The organism is Ruegeria sp. C10 (assembly GCF_056537805.1).
Window position 1 is genome coordinate 96,367 of sequence record NZ_JBQFSC010000002.1, and the last position, 18,535, is coordinate 114,901.

An 18,535-nucleotide genomic window follows, 5' to 3' on the forward strand; every position below is an offset into this window, starting at 1 on the left:
GTCGATCAGACACACTGATGCCAGCACTTCGCAACTTTAATAATTTACCCACGGATCGTGGCGAGATTTGGGCGCAGTGGACACTATGCTGCTCGTTTTTAACGAGATTCAGCTTTATTCCCGGTGTTATTGGTGGTTTTGTTTCGCGCCTTTGGACAATCGCGCGGCTTTCGTTAACGCCCGACTCACCAATGGAGCTGAAAAGTAAAGTTCACAAACTGATGAAAATACGTGCAGTTACTGATTGCGGTATTTGGCAAGCAGTGCGACAAAAAGTCATGACGTATCTCGTCTACCGGCACGGAGGATTTTATGACCGGCATTAAAGAACCCAGCTTTCGTGAGAGTGTTGATTTGATGTTCAACAGAGCGGCGTCTCTGATGGATTTGCCGCCCGGGCTAGAAGAGAAGATACGGGTTTGTAATGCCACCTACACCGTTCGGTTCGGGGTTCGTCTGCGGGGGCAGATCCACACCTTTACCGGATATCGTTCGGTTCATTCGGAACATATGGAGCCGGTAAAGGGTGGCATTCGCTATGCCTTGGCGGTTAACCAGGATGAGGTCGAAGCGCTCGCTGCGCTCATGACTTACAAGTGTGCACTGGTCGAAGCGCCCTTTGGTGGCTCGAAAGGGGGCCTTTGCATTGATCCTCGCCAGTATGAAGAACATGAGATGGAACAGATCACGCGTCGTTTTGCCTATGAGCTGGCAAAGCGCGATCTGATCAACCCATCTCAGAACGTCCCTGCGCCCGATATGGGAACCGGCGAGCGCGAAATGGCGTGGATGGCTGACCAATATGCGCGGATGAATACGACCGATATCAACGCGCGAGCCTGTGTGACAGGTAAACCGCTGAACGCGGGGGGCATCGCGGGCAGGGTCGAAGCAACCGGGCGCGGCATCCAATACGCGTTGCGCGAATTCTTCCGAAACCCGGAAGACGTCAAGAAGGCGAACTTGTCAGGCACGCTGGACGGAAAGCGCGTCGTCGTGCAGGGATTGGGTAACGTGGGCTATCACGCAGCCAAGTTCCTCAGCGAGGAAGACGGGTCGCGTGTGGTCGGCATCATCGAATGGGATGGCGCACTGTACAATCCCGATGGCATCGACGTAGAAGCCGTGCGGCAGTGGATCGTCAAGCATGGCGGCGTGAAGGACTATCCCGACGCCACACATTCCGCCGAGGGCGGCGCGGTACTTGAAGCCGAGTGTGACATCCTGATCCCGGCGGCGCTGGAGGGGGTAATAAACCTGTCCAACGCCGAACGTATCAAAGCACCGCTGATCATCGAGGCCGCCAACGGACCTGTCACGGCGGGTGCGGATGAGATTCTGCGCAAGAAAGGTACGGTGATCATCCCTGACATGTATGCAAACGCTGGTGGTGTGACCGTGTCCTATTTCGAATGGGTCAAGAACCTCAGCCACATCCGATTTGGCCGGATGCAACGGCGTCAGGAAGAAGCCCGGCATGAGTTGATCGTCAGCGAACTGGAACGGTTGGATCGGTATCTGGGTGACGCTTGGTCGATGTCTCCGGATTTCAAGGCCAAGTACCTAAAGGGCGCTGGCGAGTTGGAGCTGGTGCGTTCTGGTCTCGATGACACGATGCGCATTGCCTATCAGTCGATGAGCGAAGTCTGGCATGATCGCGCGGATGTCGACGATCTGCGCACGGCGGCCTATATCGTTGCGATCGACCGCGTCTCAAAAAGCTATCGCGCCAAGGGCCTCTGAGCGCACAGACAACAGAAGATTCTTGAGTGGCCAACCATCGGGTTGGCCATTTTTCATTTAGGTCGAAGTCGTCAGAGTGTGTGGATTGGTCGCCCAGCGACAAGTTTTCGTCGAAAACAGGAGTGGAACCGGATTCCGGCGTTGTTACTGCTGGGTGAAGTTGGTTTGATGCCGACACACCTGTAGGGAGTTCTGAATGCGTTTCTCCGGCTTACGTGTCCTGAAAGAGGGCCTGACCGGCAACAAAGGCTGGACGCCGCACTGGCGCGAGCCTGAACCGAAATCCGAATATGACATCGTCATTATCGGCGGCGGAGGTCATGGGTTGAGCACGGCCTATTATCTGGCCAAGGAACATGGTCTGACCAATATCGCTGTTCTGGAAAAGGGCTATATCGGTGGGGGCAATGTCGGGCGCAACACCACCATTGTGCGCGCGAACTACTTTTTGCAGGGCAATTCTGAGTTCTACTCGCACTCATTGAAGCTGTGGGAAGGTCTTGAGCAGGATCTGAACTACAATGTCATGCACTCGCAACGCGGGATCATCAACCTGTTCCATTCGGACGGGCAGCGTGATGCCGCTGCGCGCCGGGGCAACATGATGATCAGTCAGGGTGACGATGCTATCCTGCTCAATCGCGATGAATTGAGGCGGATGGTGCCCTATCTGAATTTCGATGACCTGAGGTTCCCTCTGTATGGCGGTCTCTACCACCCGCGCGGAGGTACAGCGCGACACGATGCAGTGGCCTGGGGCTATGCGCGCGGAGCGGACCAGCGCGGCGTGGATCTGATCCAGAACTGCGAAGTGACTGGTATTGATATCGAGAATGGCGTGGTGCGCGGTGTTCAGACCTCGCGTGGGCCGATCCGGGCCAAGAAGGTGGCGATGGTTGCTGCCGGGCGTTCAGGTCAGGTGGCGGCGATGGCTGGAATGAGGCTGCCGATTGAAAGCCATGTCTTGCAGGCCTTCGTGACCGAGGGTCTGAAGCCCTGCATCGATCATGTGGTGACGTTTGGCATGGGGCATTTCTATATCAGCCAGTCAGATAAGGGCGGTCTGGTCTTTGGCGGTGATCTGGATTTTTACGCCTCCTATGCGGCGCGAGGTAATTTACCTACCGTCGAAAGCGTGATGGAGGCCGGGATGGCGCTGATGCCGATGATCGGCAAGGCGCGGGTGCTGCGATCCTGGGGCGGGATCATGGATATGTCGCCCGATGGCTCTCCGATCATAGACCGAACGGATATTGATGGGCTCTATCTCAATTGCGGCTGGAACTATGGTGGCTTCAAGGCGGTTCCGGGTTCGGGGAATGTGTTTGCGCATCTGATTGCGACGGATCGGTATCACGAGAATGCCACCGGCTTCCGACTGGATCGTTTCCGCACCGGGCGCGGGATTATCGATGAAGAGGGCAAGGGCTCTCAGCACAATCTGCATTGAGGGGCGCGATGTTGGATTTGGGTATTATTGAAAAGATCAAGAAGGGCGCGCGGCTATGAGGATCACCTGTCCATATTGCGGCGAGCGGGATCGGCGCGAATTCTATTATCGCGGGGCGGCAGTGGATCTGGACCGACCGGCCCCGGATGCCGGTGAGGCGGCTTGGGATGATTTTGTCTACCAACGGGAAAACCCGGCAGGGCCGACACGAGAGCTTTGGTATCACGAAGGCGGGTGCGGTGCATGGATCGTGGTCACACGAAACACGGTCACGCATGAGATGATCGACGCGCAGCCGGCATCGGAGGAGCGGGCATGAGGATCGATGGAAAGGGTCTTATCGATCGCACGCAGTCGATTCCGTTTGTTTTCGATGGTGCCAGCTATAGCGGCTATGCGGGCGACACCCTGACCTCAGCGCTTTTGGCGAATGGCGTACGACTGATGGGGCGTTCGTTCAAGTACCACCGGCCTAGGGGTGTGCTGAGCGCAGGCAGCGAAGAGCCGAATGCGCTGATGACCGTGGGGGCAGGCGCAGGTCAAGAACCAAATATTCGCGCCACGATGCAAGAGATCTATCCGGGACTTGAAGCGCGCAGCCAGAATCGCTGGCCCAGCCTGAGTGTCGATTTGATGGGGATCAACGATCTGGCTTCCCCGTTCTTGGGCGCGGGTTTTTACTACAAAACCTTCATGTGGCCGAAAAGCTTCTGGGAAAAGCTATACGAGCCGATCATTCGACGTGCCGCCGGATTGGGTGCACTATCGGGCGAAGACAATGCCGACAAGTACGAAAGCGCTTATGCCTTTTGCGATCTGCTGATTATCGGGGCAGGGCCTGCGGGGCTGATGGCCGCACTGGTCGCTGGTCGTGCCGGCGCGGACGTCATTCTGGCCGACGAAAACAGTCGCGTGGGTGGGCGTCTGCTGGCCGAGACCTATGAGGTCGACGGAAAACCGGGTCCCGTTTGGGTTGACGAAGTGCTGGCCGAGTTAGCCGCGATGGACAATGTCCGCATCATGACCCGGACCACTATCGCAGGCGCCTATGACCAAGGTACCTTTGCGGCGTTGGAACGCGTTTTTCACCATACGGATCACCGCCCCAACGGGGCGCCGTTGGAAACCTATTGGCGGATCGTGGCCAAGCGGTCAGTTCTGGCGGCAGGCGCGCTGGAGCGCCCGGTCGCATTCCGCAACAATGATCGCCCGGGGATCATGACCGCTGGCGCGGTGCGGGCGTATCTAAACCGATGGGGTGTCAGCCCGGGCCGCAATGTGACGATCTTCGGAAATACTGACGATATCCATCGCACTGCGCGTGATTTGTTGGATGCTGGTGTCCATGTGGCGGCTGTGATCGATAGCCGCCATGACGCGCCCTTGTCTGACGACTACGAGGTTCTACGCGGGGCGCAAGTTTGTAACAGTTCGGGCCGTAAAGGGCTGGAGGCGATTACAGTGCGCCGCGCCAGTGGAGAAGAACGGATACACACGGATTGCCTTGCCATGACAGGGGGCTGGAATCCTTCGGTTCATCTAACGTGTCATATGAATAGCCGCCCGATCTGGAAGCGTGAGATCGAAGCCTTTGTGCCAACGCCAGGGGCCGTGCCGGGCATGGTGACAGCGGGTGCGTGCAACGGATCTTTCTCAACTACAGCCTGCCTTCGTGAAGGGATTGAGGCAGCCAAAGGCGTGCTTGGCGATCTTGGCTACAAGGCCTCGAAGATTGTGCCACCGCAGGCCGAGGATACGCCATACGAGATCACGCAGCTTTGGGCCGTTCCCGGCAAAGGGCGCGCGTGGCTGGATTTCCAGAACGATGTTACAGTGAAAGACGTCAAACAGGCCGCAACTGAGAACTTCCGGTCAGTCGAGCACATGAAGCGCTATACGACGCAAGGTATGGCGACGGATCAGGGCAAGAATTCGAACGTGGCAGCGTTGGCCATTCTGGCGGACGTCACCGGGCGCGCGATACCCGAAACCGGAACCACGACGTTCCGCCCTCCGTATTCTCCTATCGCCATTGCCGCGCTGGGCGCTGGGGCTGAAGGCAAGGCTTTCAAACCGCAACGCTTTATCACTTCGCACAAAGCGACCGTAGCGCGGAAAGCTCCGTTGGTTGAGGCCGGGCTGTGGTATCGGCCCAGCTATTTCCCAAAGGATGAAGAAACCACGTGGCGGCAATCCTGTGACCGTGAGGTCAACATGGTGCGTCAGGCCGTCGGGGTGTGCGATGTCTCGACGCTTGGCAAGATTGACATACAGGGGCCGGATGCGGGGGCGTTTCTGGACTTCGTTTATACGAACATGTTCTCGACCCTCAAAGTTGGCCGAACGCGATATGGCCTGATGTTGCGTGAGGATGGATTCGTCATGGATGATGGCACCACCGCGCGGCTGGGAGAGACGCATTACCTGATGACTACCACCACGGCAGGTGCTGGCGACGTAATGAAGCATCTGGAGTTCGTTCATCAGGGACTGCTTCCTGATCTGGATGTCTCGTTCATCTCGGTCACTGAACAGTGGGCACAGTTTGCCGTGGCCGGACCAAAATCGCGTGAATTGTTGAACGATCTGCTGGACACACCTCTTGATGAAGAAAGCTGGCCCTTCATGGCTTGCGGATCGATCTCGGTGCTGGGTGTGCAGGGGCGTTTGTTCCGGATCTCGTTCTCGGGCGAGCATGCATATGAAATCGCCGTGCCTGCGCGCTATGGCGCGAGCCTGTTCGATGTTTTGACCGAGCGGGCTGAGACACTGGGCGGTGGTCTTTATGGGATGGAGGCACTGAACGTTCTTCGCATCGAAAAGGGCTTTATTACGCATTCCGAGATCCACGGACGGACAACTGCCTATGATATAGGCATGGGTCGGATGGTGTCGCAAAAGAAGGATTGCATCGGCAAAACTATGTCGCAACGTCCAGGGCTTGAAGAGCCGGGGCGCGAGCGGTTGGTCGGGCTCAAACCCATTGGCGAAAGCAAGGAATTGCTGGCGGGTGCGCATCTTTACCGGGAAGAGGCCGAGCCGGTGCGCATCAATGATCAGGGCTATCTGACCTCCGTGTGTTATTCCCCGACGCTGGAAACGATGTTGGGCTTGGGCTTCTTGGCGGACGGGCCTGAGAGGTATGGAGAAATCGTGAAAATGGTCGATCATCTGCGCGGCGTGACAACCCTGTGTGAAGTGGTGAACCCGGTTTTCTTTGACCCCGAAGGAGGGCGCGTCCGTGGATAATCTGACCGCCAAAACACCCTGCGACGGGTTGCTGCCTTTGACTATCGGCTCAGTAACGCTCAGCGAAGAGGATGTAGGGGCGATCCATTCGATCTCACCTTTCAAGGGTAAGCAAAAGGCGCTATCCGAAGCTTTGAAAGCAGCGCTCGGGATGGCCTATCCATCGGCCAATCGCGCAACGGGTAAGGCTGGCGCGCGGGCGATCTGGTTCGGCCCGGCGCATGCGATGCTGATCGGGCCGTCTCCTGATGCGACCCTGACCGAGAATGCGGCCATTGTGGACCAATCAGATGCCTGGGCTGTGGTCCGGTTAGAGGGTGCTGATGTCGAAGACGTACTGGCGCGCGTAGTGCCTGTTGATCTGCGTAAGGCGAACTTCAAGCGCGGCCACTCCGCCCGGACCCTGCTGTTCCACATGACCGCTTCGATCACGCGCGTTGGGGAGAACACGTTTCAGATCATGGTCTTCCGATCTATGGCTGAGACACTGGTTCACGATTTGAAAAGGGCGATGGAAGGCATCGCCGCGCGCGGGTAAGCTGCGCTGATAGAAACGAATCTTCGGAGATCCCCATGTTGCGTATCGCCATCGTTGCGGCCGTGCTGGCCACGCCAGTGGTTGCACAGGAAACCAAGGAACAGAGCTGCAAGTATCAGGCCGACGTTGTTGCCGCGATACAGAAAGCACGACTTGACCGGGTCAAGGAACGCGATGTGGCGCAGGCGGTGGCCGACAGTGGTCCTACCTGGCCCGAGAACTACAATGCCGCTGTTCCGCTGATCACGCCTTGGGTATATGAGCAAAAGATGCGCGACGTGCGTAAGAAGGATCTCGGAGCTGCGTGGCTGGAGTTGTGTTTACAACAATAATCCACAGTCAGATCATTTCTCTGTGGACAACCGCGCGCCATCCCCTTGGCGCGCGTTTTCATTTCTGGCAGGTTTGACCCATGTCTTTGCCCCCCGGATTTCTGGATGAACTGCGCACGCGCCTCAGCCTGTCTCAGGTTGTTGGGCGTAAGGTCATGTGGGACCAGCGCAAATCCAATCAGGGCAAGGGGGATATGTGGGCGCCTTGCCCATTTCATCACGAAAAGACCGCCTCGTTCCACGTCGATGACCAAAAGGGATTCTATTACTGCTTTGGCTGCCACGCCAAAGGGGACGCGATCAGTTTTGTGAAAGAGACCGAGAATGTCTCTTTCATAGAAGCCGTGGAAATTCTGGCGCGCGAGGCTGGGATGCCGATGCCCGCGCGCGATCCCAAGGCGCAGGAGAAACAGGACCGCCGCTCGCAACTGGCCGAGGTGATGGAGCAGGCGGTGCAGTTTTTCCGCCTGCAACTCAAGACCGGCGCAGGGGCGGCGGCGCGCGACTATCTGGGGCGCCGAGGACTGGATGCGCAGGCGGTGAATCGGTGGGAGATCGGGTTCGCGCCGGACGGCTGGCAGGCGTTGTGGGATCATCTGACCGGTAAGAACGTGGCTGAGGAATTGATCCTCGGAGCAGGGCTGGCCAAGCCGTCGAACAAGGGTAAGAAACCCTATGACACATTCCGCAACCGCATCATGTACCCGATCCGCGACCCGCGCGGGCGGTGCATTGCGTTTGGTGGCCGGGCGATGGATCCCAATGACAACGCCAAATACCTGAACTCGCCCGAGACCGATCTGTTCGACAAAGGCCGCAGCCTCTACAACCATGGCCCCGCACGACAGGCGGCAGGCAAGGGGCAGCCTTTGGTTGTGGCCGAGGGCTATATGGACGTGATCGCTTTGGCAGAGGCCGGGTTTGGCGCGTCGGTTGCGCCATTGGGGACGGCGATCACCGAGCATCAGTTGCAACTACTTTGGCGCATCTCTGACGAGCCGATCATCGCTTTGGATGGCGATACGGCAGGGCTGCGCGCGGCGATGCGGGCGGTCGACTTGGCATTGCCGTTGCTGGAGGCGGGCAAATCCTTGCGTTTTGCCCTGATGCCCGAAGGCAAGGATCCCGACGATCTGTTGCGCGCCGAAGGTTCGGGGGCGGTGCAGGGTGTGCTGGATGCTGCAATCCCGATGGTCAAACTGCTCTGGCAACGCGAGACGGAAGGCAAGGTCTTTGACAGCCCCGAACGCAAAGCGGCGCTGGATAAATCCCTGCGAGAGAAGATCAAGCTGATCCGCGACCCCTCGATCCGATCGCATTACGGGCAGGAAATTAAGGACCTGCGCTGGCAATTGTTTCGCCCGCAGCGACAATCGCAAAATCGTCCGTGGCAACCGCGCGGAAAATGGCAACCTCAGGCGCAGCCTGCCACGCCCGGCGCGCGGGCGTCGTTTCTGGCCTCAGCTGAGGATGCGGATATTCAACTGCGCGAAGCGGCGATTCTCGCCATTGCCATTCTGAATCCGCAGGTTGCTGTGCAATTCGAAGCTCAGCTGGAAGAAATGGATTGCCACGACCCTGATCATGCGGCCTTGCGGGGGGCAATCCTGCGTCATGCGATTGACGATCCCGATAACCTGCAAGACCACATCATGCAAACTTTGGGGCCGGAACCCCTTGAAAACCTTCTGGCCCTTCGCCATGTCGCAGTGATCCCCTGTGTGTACAAACCGGGCGACGTTGAAAAGGCCGAGATGACGCTGGCCGAGGAACTCGCAAAGATCAAAGCGCTCCAGGGGTTGGATGCTGAGATTGCCGAAGCGGCAGAGGAATTGTCTGATCTGGCCGATGAGGCGCTGACATATCGGCTGGCGCAAGCCGCCGAAGAGCGCAACCGTACAAGCCGCAGCCAGAACGAAGACAGGGCCGTTTTCGACATCGCCGACAATGGTGCGCGAATCAACCGCGACGAGAAAGACGCGTTTGAGGCCATCACGTCTGGCATCAAATTCGAACGGAAACACCGATGAAGTGGTGTTTTCGTAAGGCACTGGAAAAGAAAAACGGGTAAACGGGTGGCCGAATCACTTCTACGCGCTAATGATTCGGTTCAAACGAATCACCCATCCCTGCAGGAGCATTGAATGGCCGCCAAGGATACGAACGAAGACCGCAAATCCGACGAGCAGGAACAGGAAATCTCGCTGGACATGAGCCAGGCCCAGGTCAAGAAGATGATCGCCGAGGCTCGCGAGAAAGGTTACATCACCTACGACCAGCTCAATCAGGTTCTGCCGCCTGATCAGGTCAGCTCGGAACAGATCGAAGATGTTATGTCGATGCTGTCCGAGATGGGCATCAACATCATCGAAGATGAAGAAGCCGAAGAAGAAGAAAACAAAGGCTCGACCGAACTGGTCACCACCGAAGGTCCGCGCGAGGTTGCGCTGGCTGGTGCTGCAACCGAAAAGCTGGATCGCACCGATGACCCCGTACGCATGTATCTGCGCGAGATGGGTTCAGTCGAACTGCTGAGCCGCGAGGGCGAGATTGCTATCGCCAAGCGGATCGAAGCCGGTCGGAACACCATGATCGCTGGTCTGTGCGAAAGCCCGCTGACCTTCCAAGCGATCACCATCTGGCATGACGAACTTTTGTCCGAAGACATTCTGCTGCGGGACGTCATCGATCTGGAAACCACTTTCGGCAACCAGATGGATGAAGACGGCGAGGTTGAAGAGCCGGTTGTCGATACCTCATCGGTGCAGGCGGCCAAGCCTGCCAAGGATGAGGGGCCGGAGCTTGACGCTGACGGCAACCCGATTGCCAATGATGATGACGATGATGACGACGATCAGGCCAACATGTCCCTGGCCGCGATGGAAGCAGCGCTGAAGGATCAGGTGCTGACCACGCTGGAACGCATCTCGACCGATTTCGCAATGCTGTCCGAAATGCAGGACAGCCGGATTTCTGCGACGCTGAATGAGGATGGCACTTTCAGCGAGAAGGACGAAGAAACCTATCAGAAGCTGCGCGCTGAGATTGTTGAACTGGTGAATGGTCTTCACCTGCACAACAACCGGATCGAAGCTCTGATCGACCAGCTCTATGGCATCAATCGCCGGATTATGTCACTGGACAGCTCGATGGTGAAGCTGGCGGATCAGGCTCGCATCAACCGTCGCGAGTTCATTGATGCTTATCGTGGGCGCGAGCTGGATCCGAACTGGTTGGCCGAAATGGCCGAGAAACCGGGTCGGGGTTGGCAGATGTTCATCGAACGCTCGACCGAAAAGGTTGAGGAACTGCGCAACGACATGGCTCAGGTTGGCCAATATGTTGGTCTCGATATCCCTGAATTCCGCCGCATCGTGCAGCAGGTTCAAAAGGGTGAGAAAGAGGCGCGGCAAGCCAAGAAGGAAATGGTCGAGGCCAACCTGCGTCTGGTGATCTCGATTGCCAAAAAGTACACGAACCGCGGCCTGCAATTCCTTGATCTTATTCAGGAAGGTAACATCGGCCTGATGAAGGCGGTGGACAAGTTCGAATACCGCCGGGGCTATAAGTTCTCGACCTATGCAACCTGGTGGATCCGTCAGGCGATCACGCGTTCGATCGCGGATCAGGCGCGCACGATCCGTATCCCGGTGCATATGATCGAAACGATCAACAAGCTGGTCCGGACAGGTCGTCAGATGCTGCACGAAATCGGCCGCGAGCCAACGCCGGAAGAACTGGCCGAAAAGCTGCAAATGCCGCTTGAGAAGGTGCGCAAGGTGATGAAAATCGCCAAGGAGCCGATCAGCCTTGAGACACCAATCGGTGACGAGGAAGACAGCCAGCTGGGCGATTTCATCGAAGACAAGAATGCCGTGCTGCCGCTGGACAGCGCCATTCAGGAAAACCTCAAGGAAACCACCACACGGGTTCTGGCCTCTCTCACCCCGCGTGAAGAGCGGGTTCTGCGGATGCGCTTTGGCATCGGCATGAACACCGACCACACGCTGGAAGAGGTCGGTCAGCAGTTCAGCGTGACGCGCGAACGTATCCGCCAGATCGAGGCGAAGGCGCTGCGTAAGCTGAAACACCCGAGTAGGTCGCGTAAATTGCGGTCCTTCCTGGATCAGTAAATCGAAAGGCGCCTCATCCCGAGGCGCTTTTTTCTTTCGCCCGCTCACAATGACTGAACTTCAAATCAAATTGGCGGGAATTCGCAAGGAGTCCGGCGATGCCATCTTTATATCGCCGCTGTCCACTCATGGACAGGCCGGGGCGAGGTGATTGGGCTGATGACCCCCGGCCACGTTGTAGCTTCATGAAAGCGGATGAGAGACACGTTTGCGAAAAGCAGTCGGGGCCTGACCCGTCCAACGTTTGAAGGCGGTGGAAAACGCAGCCTGATCGGAATAACCGAGCGAATACGAGATCTCGGACAGATGCATACCGTTCTTGATAAAGGTCTGCGCCAGGTCACATCGTAAATCTTCAACAATCTCGCGATATGAAGTGCCTTCGTCAGCCAGGCGGCGAGCCAATGTTCGAGGGCTTAGGCCGAGCTGGGAGGCGGCGTCGTCCACCTGTACGATTCCCCCCGGCATCGCATCTGTGATCAACCCTTCGATCTGTGCTCGGGTTTTCTGTCTTGGCGACTGTCTTTCGGCCAGCAGGCGTTCGCCAAATTCAACCAAATGCGCGCGCAGGCTAGGGTCGTAAGTTGGGATCGGTGTTTCCAGCGAGGGCAGCGACAGGATGATTTCCAAGCGTTCGGCCCCGAAGGTAACTGGGAAACCTCCGATCTTCTGGTAGGTGGCTTGGTGTTGCCCAACTGTGTGCTGAAACCGTATCTCAATCGGATTCAGATTCAACTGAGTCAACGCCCGCATCCGGGCGATGGCGCCAAACAGCAGGAACTCGGTCCGCCGATGATAGCGGGAAAAGCTCGGGTCTTTCCAATCGGCCTCAAGCGAGGCAGCGTTACCTGAAAGGCGCAGATTGAAGGCCAGGGCCGGGTCGATAATGCCATGAAACCGCGCCGTATTCTCGATCACCTGCTTCAGATCACGAGAGTATTTGCTGATATAGGCCGTAATGCTGGAAGAAGAACTGAATTCCAGACCCGCCCGCGCGCCAAAGGTGATATCGCCAAGTGCATCGCAGGCGTGTCGGACAAACAGCGCTTCTTTGTGGGCGCTGTACCTTTTGGCAGGCGGTTCAATATCGCTGCGGGTCAATGCGCAGTCACTCAGGACCTGTTCCACCACGGTCGCGCTTGCGTGATCCTCAAGGGTCCGTGTCAGCAATTGAATGCGTGAAATGTCGACGTCCATCACCCAGCCCAAAAAACGCGTTACTGTAATATCGTTACCCTAGCGGCAAACCGTGGCAATGCGCCAGCCTCGGTGCTGATACCCAGGAATTGACCGCAACTCACAAAGATATGGCAGAAATGGCCATGTCCGTAGCCTTGGCCAATAGCTACATGACCGGTGTTGTCGGGTCAGCGCCTTTTGGGGAAAAGGTCAGAGCCTGAGCGAGCGGTCCACCAAGCCGTTTCAACGGGTTCCCCGGCACGCCCCTCTCATTCTTCTGGTCAGTCATGTCGCATTGCTGCGGCGCATTCGACGTGACAGCATCACGGGGAACCTTTTGTTATTTCTTGATCTCTCGTGGCTGATGATCTTTCCATCGATACAGATTTGATCGTCTTCGACGGTGAATGCGTGCTGTGTTCAGGGTTTTTTCACTTCATGTTGCGCCATGATCGAGATCAGAAATTTCTATTTGCAACTGCGCAGTCACCGCTTGGGCAGCAGCTTTATACTCTCCTGAACCTGCCGACAGACGAATTTGAAACCAATTTGGTGATCGTCAAAGGAAAGGTGCACCAAAATCTCGACGCATTTGCCGCTGCGATGCGTGCATTATATGTTCCGTGGCGGGTATTGTCCTTGTGTCGATACCTGCCGAGGTTTCTGAAGAACCCGCTGTACCGGATGATTGCCCGTAACAGATATGCGCTATTTGGGCGGCGGGATGAGTGCCTGGTTCCTGATCCTTCTCTCAGATCGCGGTTTGCCCAAGATGGATTCTGATCGTGATCCATTCCTGCAGGCGCTGGGTATAGATGAAGCTGTGCCTGGATTGGTCAGGGATTTGCACAGCGGGGAAGGTCGCTACTCTGGTCGATGCAGCATTCAGCGTGGCCGAGGCGTTTTGGTCGCTCTGGCACTTCGCATCGGACGATTTCCACCTGCGGGCGAAGATTTGCCGGTCACCCTTACGATCCGAAAGTCCGGCGCATATTGGCAATGGGAACGGGATTTCGCAGGCCACAAAACGCGTTCACGGATCACTTTTGATCCGCTGTGTGGCATGGTGCGGGAACAGATCGGCGGGCTGACAATATGGTTGCAGCCGGTGCGAACTGATAAGGGGCTGACCATTGAGATCCGCCGCCTCGCTTTATTTGGCATTCCGTGTCCGGGGTTTCTTTTGCCACCTTCCGGATCGACCGAGGCTGAGGACGCACAATTGAGGTTTCGCTTTGACATTTCGGCGACAGCACCGGGATTGGGGCGCTTGATCCGCTATGAGGGATGGTTAGAGCCTGTTCACGAACCACGTGGGTCAAGCTGACATGATCGTTAGTTCGCTGTGCTGACGATGGCGACGCACTAGTCTATATTTCACATGGAAACAGGAAGATGGTCACAATGAAACAGACAATACTTTGCGCATTTGCAGCACTGCTTATGACCAGCTCTGCGGGCGTTGTCGATGCAGCGCCGAACGGTTATCGAACAGAACCGATGAGCGGCACAGACTTCGAGGTCATTCCAAGGACACGTCAGGATACTGATGGATATTGGTGCGCCGCTGCTGATTTTGCCCGCCGGAAATTGGGTGCTGGGTGGCAGCAACAAATCTACGTTCTGCGCGGCTATGGCCCCAGCGTGACAACGGGACGCCGGACGGCGGTACAGTTCACACTGAAACAACCCGCCAATGTCCCGCAGAAAGGCAGCTTTTCGGTCACAGCCGGGTTCCAGCCGGGTGACAGCATGTCGGTACAGGGCGCAAATGCACGGTGCGGCGTCCGTCCGTTTATCAATTGACCTGCGATGCAGACAGAATTCTCGATCCAGACACAGGGCGTGGGGCTCTATGAGATTACCGCCCCTGTGCGCAGTTGGCTGAGGCCGGTTTCGGACGGTTTGCTGACGCTCTTTGTGCGCCACACTTCTTGTTCGCTGCTTATTCAGGAAAACGCCGACCCCGAGGTGCAGACTGATCTGCGCGCATTCTTTGATCGGCTGGTGCCGCAATCGGATCATCCGTCGATGGCTTATCTGCGCCACACCTATGAGGGGCCGGACGACATGCCAGCCCATATCAAGGCCGCGATGATGCCTGTATCGCTGTCGATACCGGTGTCAGATGGGGTACCTGCGCTGGGCAAATGGCAGGGGATATATCTGTTTGAACACCGCAACGCGCCGCATGAAAGAAAGGTCGCTGCGCATTTTGGGTGACGCTTTATATTGGGGTGGAAAATTCCGACTACCCAAACCCTAGAGGCTGTCCTATAGTTGTGGATAAGTAAGCCGCAGCGCTTACAAAAAGTGGCCAGCTAGGGACGAGGAGACGGCGGATGCGCTGCCCGTTTTGCGGAAATATCGATACTCAGGTCAAAGATTCACGCCCGGCAGAGGATCACGTCGCGATCCGTAGACGACGGTTCTGCCCGGCCTGCGGCGGACGGTTCACCACCTATGAACGCGTGCAACTGCGTGATCTGGTCGTCATCAAAACCAACGGTAAGCGCGAAGACTTCGACCGCGACAAGCTGGAACGCTCGATCCGTATTTCGATGCAGAAGCGGCCCATTGATCCCGATCGGATTGATCAGATGATCTCCGGTATCGTGCGCCGTCTTGAAAGCATGGGGGAAACCGATATCCCTTCGAATAAAATCGGTGAAATTGTAATGGAAGCGCTGGCCCGGATTGATACGGTCGCATATGTTCGCTTTGCGAGTGTGTACAAGAATTTCCAGGCGGCCGATGATTTCGAGGAGTTTGTCCACGAGTTGCGCCCGCCGCAACCTTCGACGGATGAGTGAGCGATACAGATAAGCGATATATGGCGCTGGCCCTATCATTGGGGCGGCGCGGCCAAGGCACCTGCTGGCCGAATCCGTCCGTCGGGTGTGTCGTCGTGCGCGATGGACGCATCGTTGGTCGCGGCTGGACGCAGCCCGGGGGTCGTCCGCATGCAGAACCTATGGCTCTGACACAGGCGGGTGAGGCCGCGCGAGGTGCCACCGCTTATGTCTCGCTTGAACCCTGTTCACACTACGGAAAGACGCCGCCCTGTGCCGAAGCGCTGATTGCGGCCGGTGTTACCCGTGTGGTCTCGGCGATCGAAGACAGCGATCCTCGGGTCGCAGGGCAAGGGTTTGCCATGTTGCGCGAGGCCGGGATTGAGGTCACCACCGGTGTTCTGGCGGAACAGGCAGCACGCGACCACGCAGGGTTTTTCCTGAAAACCGAGCAGGGCCGCCCGTTTGTGACTTTGAAACTGGCCAGCAGCTTTGATGGACGGATTGCTACGGAAACCGGGCACAGTCAGTGGATCACAGGTCCAAATGCTCGCCGCGCGGTGCATGCGATGCGTGCGCGCCACGATGCGGTGATGGTTGGGGCAGGGACAGCGCGCGCCGATGACCCGTCGCTGACGGTTCGTGATCTGGGCGTGCAGCATCAGCCGGTGCGCGTGGTGGTCTCGCGCCATCTGGATTTGCCCTTGATGGGGCAACTTGCGCGAACCGCGTCCGATATCCCTGTCTGGCTCTGTCACGGCCCCCACCCAGACCCCGAGCGTACGCGCGCATGGGAGGGGTTGGGTGCCCGTTTGATCCCTTGTGCGCTGGATGGTCATCACGTGGATGCGGCTGATCTGTTGCAGCAGCTTGGGCAGGCCGGATTGACGCGTGTCTTTTGCGAAGGCGGATCAGCATTGGCTGCATCTTTGCTAAAGGGCGATCTGGTCGATGAGTTGGTCGGTTTTACAGCGGGGCTGACCATCGGGGCCGAAGGTCTGTCCGCGATCGGGGCTCTGAGGCTTGATACTCTGGATACTGCCCCCCGATTTGATCTGATCAAAACACAGGTCGTAGGCGGCGATATCCTACATCGCTGGGCGCGCGTGACGCACTAGCCTTTAGCGCCACCAATGCGCATGCGTTGCCAGCGCGCCCTGAAATTTGGACAAGATGCGATTTACGGGTCCGGTAGGGGATGGCGTACCCTGCGCAAGCCGTTCGACCGCGATTTCGACGGGGCAGGTCTGTCCCGTCACCGGATCGAGATAGCGGGGGTAGTCAATCAGCGTTGCGTGCACCAATCCCATCAGCGAAGGCCGCGCGCCACGTCGCGCAGGCACTGCCCCCAGATCCGTTGTCAGCCCCCAACCGGCGTAGAACGGAGCGCCGAGTGTGGTGACCCGGACGCCGCGCAGCAAAGCCTCGAACCCCAGCAGAGAGGTCATAGTCCAGACCTCATCCACCTGTCCAAGCAGGGTGGCAGGATCGGTGCCTTCTACAATGACATCGGCCAGATCAGTTTCGATCTTGCCGTCGCGCAGACCAGCTTCGACATCCGGATGAGGTTTATAGATCAACACAGCGTCGGGATTGGCCTCGCGCGCCGCGCGCAGCAGGTCCAGATTGGTGCGGATATTGCTTGTTCCCAGCCGGATCGAGGCGTCATCTTCAACCTGACCTGGCACTAGAACGCGACGCCCCTTCGGTAGGTCCGGGGCGGGGTGGCCGATGTTGTACTTGCTTAGGCCCTCGGTCAGCAGCCGGGCTGTCAGCCGCTCGGCGCGGAGCCTCTGATCAGGGCGCAAGGTTTCGCGCGTGGTGATCCATTCTTCCAGGCGGCTGGGATGCGTTGGATCGTAGTAAATGCCGATATCATCGGTCACCAGCGACAGCGGTGGAACCAGCTCCGCGCCCAACCCACGGGATCGTAAAAAGCCATCCTCAATCCGGGTTGCATTCAGCGTCTCACCGGCCCGGCTGGCCCAGACCATATGGGGTTGTTTGGTGTTCTCTGGCTGCTCGGCCACGAAACGCACCTTATGGTGCTGGCCGAAAATGCGTTGCAGGTGGCGGCGTTTCCATACCCGCATCCCGGAGGCGGTCCAGCCTTTGTGGTCCTGCCGCCAGGCCCGGGTTTGCGCCTCAAGCGTATCGAGCACGTATTCCAATTCGCACAGGCGATCATGGTAGGGATCATACCAACGCGGATACAAGATCATCGCAGCTGCAAAAAGCTGCGCCCGCGTAAGATTCCGTTGGCGACGGAGCAGGGGTGCATCATCTTGCGTCAGCCCCCACCCAGCGTAGAATGGTTGCCCGAACACGCGAGGTTTGTGCCCGGCCAATATCGCCTCAAATCCCATCTGCGAGGACAGCGTGTAAACCCCGATGGCCCCTTCAAGCAGCGACCATGGACTGATGGGGCTGTTGAGGATCGATATTCTGTCACTCAGATCCTGATCGGAAAAGTATCCCTTGCGGTGGCCTGCCGTGGTTTCGGGGTGGCTTTTGATGAGGATGCGCGCGCCGGGGTTTTCCTCTTGCGCGATTACCAGCATCTCGCGGAACCGTGCATAGTCGCCGTTGCTTGCGGTGACGGCAGCATCTCCCTGCGTCTGGTCGATCACTAGAACGTAGCCAGGATCGGGAGGCGTCAGATCAAGGTCAAAGGCCGAGTATTTGCTCAGATGCAGCTCTCGAATGCGCGCGATTGCGCCTCGCGCGCGATCCAGCAGGGCGGTGTCATCCAGCGGATGCGTGGCTAACAGAGTTTCCAGATCCGAAGGCACACTCGGATCAAAATGCAGACCCGATCGATCCAACAACAGACCCATGGGTGCCTCACCGCTTCGTCCAGGGTGCAGAGACCGCAGGAACGCGTCTTCGACCCTCAGGACGGGCACATCGCGTTTCTGCGCGATACCCATTCCCCGATGGGCTGTCGGGCTGTTGCCCCAGACCCCGACCAGATCGTCTGGCTGTGGCAGACCAAGCCGGATGTCATACCCGGCCAGAGACAATATACGACGCAGCCGCGACTGTGTCAGGAACCCACCGTTGTAAACAAAAAGCCGGGAGCGTTCGCCCCCGGCCGTGTTCTCCGGTTCAGAGAGCAT

The 18,535-nt window shown here is 57.7% G+C and carries 17 protein-coding genes; 15 read left to right on the forward strand and 2 right to left on the reverse strand.

What is annotated here, in order from left to right:
- The first annotated feature begins 17 nt into the window (after positions 1 to 17).
- The 9 genes from ACR0DE_RS08835 to rpoD all read left to right on the forward strand — a co-directional run bounded on the left by ACR0DE_RS08835 (position 18) and on the right by rpoD (position 11,445).
- Positions 18 to 326, forward strand: coding sequence for a hypothetical protein (locus ACR0DE_RS08835; protein ID WP_170396276.1), 309 nt, complete (start codon positions 18 to 20; stop codon positions 324 to 326).
- The gene (locus ACR0DE_RS08840) at positions 313 to 1,743 is read left to right on the forward strand and encodes a Glu/Leu/Phe/Val family dehydrogenase (RefSeq protein ID WP_480752694.1); all 1,431 of its coding nucleotides are present in this window, start codon (positions 313 to 315) and stop codon (positions 1,741 to 1,743) included. The genes ACR0DE_RS08835 and ACR0DE_RS08840 overlap by 14 nt, the downstream gene beginning before the upstream one ends.
- A gap of 196 nt (positions 1,744 to 1,939) precedes the next feature.
- Complete coding sequence (locus ACR0DE_RS08845) at positions 1,940 to 3,193, forward strand: sarcosine oxidase subunit beta family protein (protein WP_170396279.1); 1,254 nt, start codon at positions 1,940 to 1,942, stop codon at positions 3,191 to 3,193.
- A 55-nt stretch (positions 3,194 to 3,248) separates the two neighbouring features.
- Positions 3,249 to 3,512, forward strand: a complete 264-nt coding sequence (locus tag ACR0DE_RS08850; protein ID WP_170396281.1) for a sarcosine oxidase subunit delta — start codon at positions 3,249 to 3,251, stop codon at positions 3,510 to 3,512.
- Positions 3,509 to 6,442 carry a sarcosine oxidase subunit alpha family protein gene (locus ACR0DE_RS08855; protein ID WP_480752700.1) on the forward strand — a complete coding sequence of 978 codons (2,934 nt, stop codon included), beginning with the start codon at positions 3,509 to 3,511 and terminating at the stop codon, positions 6,440 to 6,442. The genes ACR0DE_RS08850 and ACR0DE_RS08855 overlap by 4 nt, the downstream gene beginning before the upstream one ends.
- Positions 6,435 to 6,980 carry a sarcosine oxidase subunit gamma family protein gene (locus ACR0DE_RS08860; RefSeq protein WP_170612465.1) on the forward strand — a complete coding sequence of 182 codons (546 nt, stop codon included), beginning with the start codon at positions 6,435 to 6,437 and terminating at the stop codon, positions 6,978 to 6,980. Before ACR0DE_RS08855 ends, ACR0DE_RS08860 begins: the two co-directional genes overlap by 8 nt.
- 35 nt (positions 6,981 to 7,015) lie before the next feature.
- On the forward strand, positions 7,016 to 7,312 hold the full coding sequence (locus ACR0DE_RS08865) for a hypothetical protein (protein WP_170396287.1): 297 nt from the start codon (positions 7,016 to 7,018) through the stop codon (positions 7,310 to 7,312).
- Between the two features lie 80 nt (positions 7,313 to 7,392).
- The gene (dnaG, locus tag ACR0DE_RS08870) at positions 7,393 to 9,342 is read left to right on the forward strand and encodes a DNA primase (protein WP_480752707.1); all 1,950 of its coding nucleotides are present in this window, start codon (positions 7,393 to 7,395) and stop codon (positions 9,340 to 9,342) included.
- A 114-nt stretch (positions 9,343 to 9,456) separates the two neighbouring features.
- Positions 9,457 to 11,445: an RNA polymerase sigma factor RpoD gene (gene rpoD / locus ACR0DE_RS08875; protein WP_480752711.1), complete on the forward strand. Its 1,989-nt coding sequence runs from the start codon at positions 9,457 to 9,459 to the stop codon at positions 11,443 to 11,445.
- Between the two features lie 183 nt (positions 11,446 to 11,628).
- On the opposite strand, the gene ACR0DE_RS08880 is transcribed toward rpoD, so the two are convergent.
- Positions 11,629 to 12,642 (reverse strand): helix-turn-helix domain-containing protein, encoded by a 1,014-nt coding sequence (locus tag ACR0DE_RS08880; RefSeq protein ID WP_170396293.1) that lies wholly within the window; start codon positions 12,640 to 12,642, stop codon positions 11,629 to 11,631.
- A gap of 339 nt (positions 12,643 to 12,981) precedes the next feature.
- Between ACR0DE_RS08880 and ACR0DE_RS08885 the strand changes: the two genes are divergently transcribed.
- The 6 genes from ACR0DE_RS08885 (at position 12,982) to ribD (ending at position 16,534) form a co-directional block, all read left to right on the forward strand.
- Positions 12,982 to 13,407, forward strand: coding sequence for a DCC1-like thiol-disulfide oxidoreductase family protein (locus tag ACR0DE_RS08885; protein ID WP_170396296.1), 426 nt, complete (start codon positions 12,982 to 12,984; stop codon positions 13,405 to 13,407).
- Positions 13,397 to 13,951, forward strand: coding sequence for a DUF4166 domain-containing protein (locus ACR0DE_RS08890; RefSeq protein ID WP_480561321.1), 555 nt, complete (start codon positions 13,397 to 13,399; stop codon positions 13,949 to 13,951). The genes ACR0DE_RS08885 and ACR0DE_RS08890 overlap by 11 nt, the downstream gene beginning before the upstream one ends.
- Before the next feature lie 77 nt (positions 13,952 to 14,028).
- Entirely contained in the window at positions 14,029 to 14,430 is a 402-nt protein-coding gene (locus ACR0DE_RS08895; protein WP_255612048.1) for a hypothetical protein, read from the forward strand.
- 6 nt (positions 14,431 to 14,436) lie between these two features.
- Complete coding sequence (locus ACR0DE_RS08900) at positions 14,437 to 14,847, forward strand: secondary thiamine-phosphate synthase enzyme YjbQ (protein ID WP_480752716.1); 411 nt, start codon at positions 14,437 to 14,439, stop codon at positions 14,845 to 14,847.
- A gap of 119 nt (positions 14,848 to 14,966) precedes the next feature.
- Positions 14,967 to 15,437, forward strand: a complete 471-nt coding sequence (nrdR, locus tag ACR0DE_RS08905; protein WP_039534475.1) for a transcriptional regulator NrdR — start codon at positions 14,967 to 14,969, stop codon at positions 15,435 to 15,437.
- A complete protein-coding gene (ribD, locus tag ACR0DE_RS08910; protein WP_480752718.1) occupies positions 15,434 to 16,534 on the forward strand; it encodes a bifunctional diaminohydroxyphosphoribosylaminopyrimidine deaminase/5-amino-6-(5-phosphoribosylamino)uracil reductase RibD in 1,101 nt (366 codons plus the stop codon). The genes nrdR and ribD overlap by 4 nt, the downstream gene beginning before the upstream one ends.
- 3 nt (positions 16,535 to 16,537) lie before the next feature.
- On the opposite strand, the gene ACR0DE_RS08915 is transcribed toward ribD, so the two are convergent.
- Complete coding sequence (locus tag ACR0DE_RS08915; protein ID WP_480752722.1) at positions 16,538 to 18,535, reverse strand: capsular polysaccharide biosynthesis protein; 1,998 nt, start codon at positions 18,533 to 18,535, stop codon at positions 16,538 to 16,540.